Source organism: Mycobacterium sp. (assembly GCF_025965855.1).
Lineage (GTDB): Bacteria > Actinomycetota > Actinomycetes > Mycobacteriales > Mycobacteriaceae > Mycobacterium.
The window spans coordinates 1-3,980 of sequence record NZ_JAOPWB010000026.1 but is presented as its reverse complement, the minus strand read 5'-3'; the positions used below and the strand labels follow the sequence as shown (position 1 = coordinate 3,980).

Annotated in this window: 4 protein-coding genes; 2 read left to right on the top strand and 2 right to left on the bottom strand. The window is 69.7% G+C overall.

The features are described 5' to 3' along the window. Both whiA and JWP83_RS02130 read left to right on the top strand, forming a co-directional pair. On the top strand, positions 1 to 577 hold a 577-nt coding region (gene whiA, locus JWP83_RS02135), incomplete at its 5' end, for a DNA-binding protein WhiA (protein ID WP_297725325.1). 54 nt (positions 578 to 631) lie between these two features. Then, positions 632 to 2,026, top strand: coding sequence for a wax ester/triacylglycerol synthase family O-acyltransferase (locus tag JWP83_RS02130; RefSeq protein ID WP_297725323.1), 1,395 nt, complete (start codon positions 632 to 634; stop codon positions 2,024 to 2,026). Here the strand turns inward: JWP83_RS02130 and JWP83_RS02125 are convergent. Then, positions 2,023 to 3,294 carry an alpha/beta hydrolase gene (locus tag JWP83_RS02125; protein WP_297725321.1) on the bottom strand — a complete coding sequence of 424 codons (1,272 nt, stop codon included), beginning with the start codon at positions 3,292 to 3,294 and terminating at the stop codon, positions 2,023 to 2,025. The genes JWP83_RS02130 and JWP83_RS02125 overlap by 4 nt on opposite strands. Then, positions 3,294 to 3,980: AMP-binding protein (locus tag JWP83_RS02120; RefSeq protein ID WP_297725319.1), on the bottom strand; the 687-nt coding region annotated here is incomplete at its 5' end. The genes JWP83_RS02120 and JWP83_RS02125, both read right to left, overlap by 1 nt.

The window sequence follows — 3,980 nt, the reverse complement described above, 5'->3', positions numbered from 1 at the left end:
GCACGGATCGTTGACGGAGCCGGGACGTTCGTCGGCGTTGGAGGTCAGCTGCCCCGGACCGGAGGCCGCGCTGGCGCTGGTGGGCGCGGCACGCCGGCTCGGGGTCAGCGCGAAGGCGCGCGAGGTGCGTGGCGCCGACCGGGTGGTGGTGCGCGACGGCGAGGCGATCGGCGCCCTGCTGACCCGGATGGGCGCCCAGGACATCCGGCTCGTCTGGGAGGAGCGCCGGATGCGTCGCGAGGTCCGCGCGACGGCCAACCGGCTGGCCAATTTCGACGACGCCAACCTGCGCCGCTCGGCGCGGGCCGCGGTCGCGGCGGCCGCCCGGGTGGAGCGCGCGCTGGAGATCCTCGGCGACACCGTCCCGGACCATTTGGCCTCTGCGGGCCGGCTGCGTGTCGAGCACCGTCAGGCATCCCTGGAGGAGCTCGGCCGCCTGGCCGACCCGCCGATGACGAAAGACGCTGTGGCGGGCCGCATTCGGCGCCTGCTGTCCATGGCCGACCGCAAGGCGAAGGTCGAAGGCCTCCCCGACACGGAGTCCGCGGTGACGCCCGACCTGCTGGAGGATGCTTAACCGGCCCCAGCAAATCGCTGGGCGCGACGGGCAGGGGAGGGCTACGGTCGGGGGATGAAGCGGCTTTCGAGTGTCGATGCGGCGTTTTGGTCTGCGGAAACCGCGGGCTGGCACATGCATGTGGGCGCGCTGGCGATCTGCGATCCGAAGGACGCGCCCGAGTACAGCTTTCAGCGGCTCCGCGAACTTCTCATCGCGCGGCTGCCGGAGGTGCCGCAGCTGCGGTGGCGGGTCACCGGCGCGCCCTTCGGGCTGGACCGGCCGTGGTTCGTCGAGGACGAAGAGCTCGATATCGACTTCCACGTCCGTCGCATCGGCGTTCCCGGCCCGGGCACTCGCCGCGAGCTCGAGGAGCTGGTGGGCCGGCTGATGTCCTACAAGCTGGACCGCTCCCGGCCGCTCTGGGAGATGTGGGTGATCGAGGGTGTCGAGGGCGGACGGATCGCGACCCTGACCAAGATGCACCACGCCATCGTCGACGGGGTCTCGGGCGCCGGGCTGAGTGAAATCCTTTTGGACGTCACGCCACAACCGCGTCCGCCGCAAGAGGAGACGGTCGGGTCGCTGGTGGGATTCCAGCTTCCGGGCCTGGAGCGGCGCGCGCTGGGCGCGCTCATCAATATCGGCATCAAGACGCCCTTCCGCATCGCCCGGCTGGTGGAGCAGACCCTGCGCCAGCAGGTCGCCGCGCTGGGCGTCAGCAGCAGGCCGCCGCGTTACTTCGAAGCGCCCAAGACCCGGTTCAATGCGGCCGTGTCGCCGCACCGGCGGGTCAGCGGCTGCCGCATCGAGCTGGCCCGGGCCAAGGCCATCAAGGACGCCTACGGCGTCAAGCTCAACGACGTCGTGCTCGCGCTGGTGGCGGGCGCGACCCGCGAATACTTACAGAAACGCGGCGAGCTGCCGACCAAACCGCTCATCGCGCAGATCCCCGTCTCAACCCGCACCGACGAAAACAAGAGCGACGTCGGCAACAGGGTGGGCTCGATGACCGCATCCCTGGCGACCCACATCGAGGATCCGGTCGAGCGGCTGCGGGCCATCCACGAAAGCACCCAGAGCGCCAAGTTGATGGCCAAGGCGCTCTCGGCGCATCAGATCATGGGCCTGACCGAGACGACGCCGCCCGGGCTGCTGCAGCTGGCCGCGCGGGCCTACACGGCCAGCGGGTTGTCGCGAAACCTGGCCCCCATCAACCTGGTCGTCTCCAACGTCCCCGGTCCGCCGATGCCGTTGTACATGGCGGGCGCCAAACTGGATTCGCTGGTGCCGCTCGGGCCGCCCGTCATGGACGTCGCCCTGAACATCACCTGCTTTTCCTACCAGGACTACCTGGACTTCGGCTTCGTGACGACACCGGAAGTGGCCAACGACATCGACGACATGGCCGACGGGATCGAGCCGGCGCTGACCGAGCTCGAGAAGGCCGCGGCGGGAGTGAGCCGCTAATCCCGGTCGGGCGGATTCGTCGCGTACACCCAGGACAAAAACCGCGCGACGGCCTCCGCGGATCGATGCGCCCGCGGGGAACTGAAGATGTCGAAAGCGTGTTGGGCGTGCGGCAATTCGGCGTAGGCGACCGGGGACTTCGACACCGCGCGCAGCTCGTCGACGAACTCCTGAGCCTCGCCGACCGGGATGAGGGAATCGTCGCGGCCGTGCATGACGAAAAACGGTGGGGCGTCGGCGCGTAGCCGCCGGATCGGCGAGGCGTCGAGGTAGACGTGGCGGTGGCTGGCGAATTTCCTTTTCACCACGAACTTTTCGAGTAGCCCGATGAACTCGGGACGGCCCTCGCCCTGGGTGGAAAACCAGTCGTAGCGCCCGTACACCGGTACCGCGGCGGTCACCGAGGTGTCGGCTTCTTCGAAGCCCGGCTGGAATTGCGGGTCGTTGGGGGTCAGCGCCGCCAGCGCGGCCAGGTGCCCACCGGCGGAGCCGCCGGTGATCGCGACGAACTCGGGGTCGCCGCCATAGCGCGCGATGTTCTCCTTGACCCAGGCCAGGGCCCGCTTGACGTCGACGATGTGATCGGGCCAGGTGTGCACCGGGGAAACCCGATAGCCGATCGACACGCACACCCAGCCGCGGGCGGCCAGGTGGCTCATCAGCGGGTAGGCCTGGGGCCGGCGCATTCCGATCACCCAGGCGCCACCGGGAACCTGCAACAGCACCGGCGCCTTGACGTCGGGCGGCAGGTCGCGGCGGCGCCAGATGTCGGCCAGGTTCGCCCGCCCGTGGGGGCCATAGGACACGACGTTCGTCTTCTCGACGTAGCGCCGGCGCGCCACCGTGTTGCCCAGCGGCAGGCTGCGCCGCCCGCTGCGGTTGGGCTTCGTCTGTGGCAGCTCGCTGAGCGCCTCGGCGTAGTCTTGCCCCAATTGTTCGCGCAGGCCGGCCTCCAGCACCGGGCCGGGCGTGGTGACACCGCGGTAGCGGATCACCCCCAGGATGGCCCAGGACGCTGCTGTCAGCGCCAGCGCCGCCTTTCCGCGCGGCCCGGCGAAGTCGCCACGGCGCCCGCGCCGTAGCGCGTCCACCAGCGAGGCGGAGAAGTACAGGCCCGGGACCTCCGACGTCGGCCAGCCGAACCAGAACACCAGGACGGTGCTGTAGCCCTTGCGGGCCAGGGGTCGTAATCCGTTGGCCGCGTTGGCAAGTTCCACCGCCGCGCGCGCCAATGGCCTCGGTTTTCTGAGCACCCGTCCAAGCCGCATCAGCCGTTGACCCCGGATTGCAGTTCGTTGCGCAGGATCTTGCCGGTGCTGCCGCGCGGAAGCTCGTCGAGGACGGTGATCTCGCGGGGCACCTTGTAGTTGGCCAGGTTCTCCCGCACGTGTTGCTTGAGCGTGTCGACCGTGGCGGACCCGCCCGGGGTCAACACCACGAAAGCCGCCAGCCGTTGGCCGTACTGCTCGTCGTCGACGCCGATGACCGCGGCCTCCGCCACGTCGGGGTGCGCCGCCAGCGTCTTCTCCACCTCGATCGGGTAGACGTTCTCGCCGCCGGACACGATCATCTCGTCGTCGCGCCCGACGACGAACAGGCGCCCCGCGTCGTCGGTGTAGCCGACGTCGCCCGACGACATGAACCCGGCGTGGAAGGCTTTGCCTTTGCCGGAGGACCCCTGGGTGTAGCCCTCGAACTGGGTGTCGTTGCGGACGTAGATGGTGCCAACCTCACCGGTGGGCAGTTCGTTGAGTTCCTTGTCCAGGATGCGGATTTCGGTTCCGCCCGCCGGCCGCCCCGCGGTGTCGGGCGCCGCCCGCAGGTCCTGCGGGGTGGCGGTGGCGAGCATGCCGGCCTCGGTGGCGGGGTAGTTGTTGGAGATGATGTCGCCGACCGGGTCCCTGAAGGCGATGCCGACATCGGGGCGCATCCGCGCGCCGGAGGCAGCGGCGAA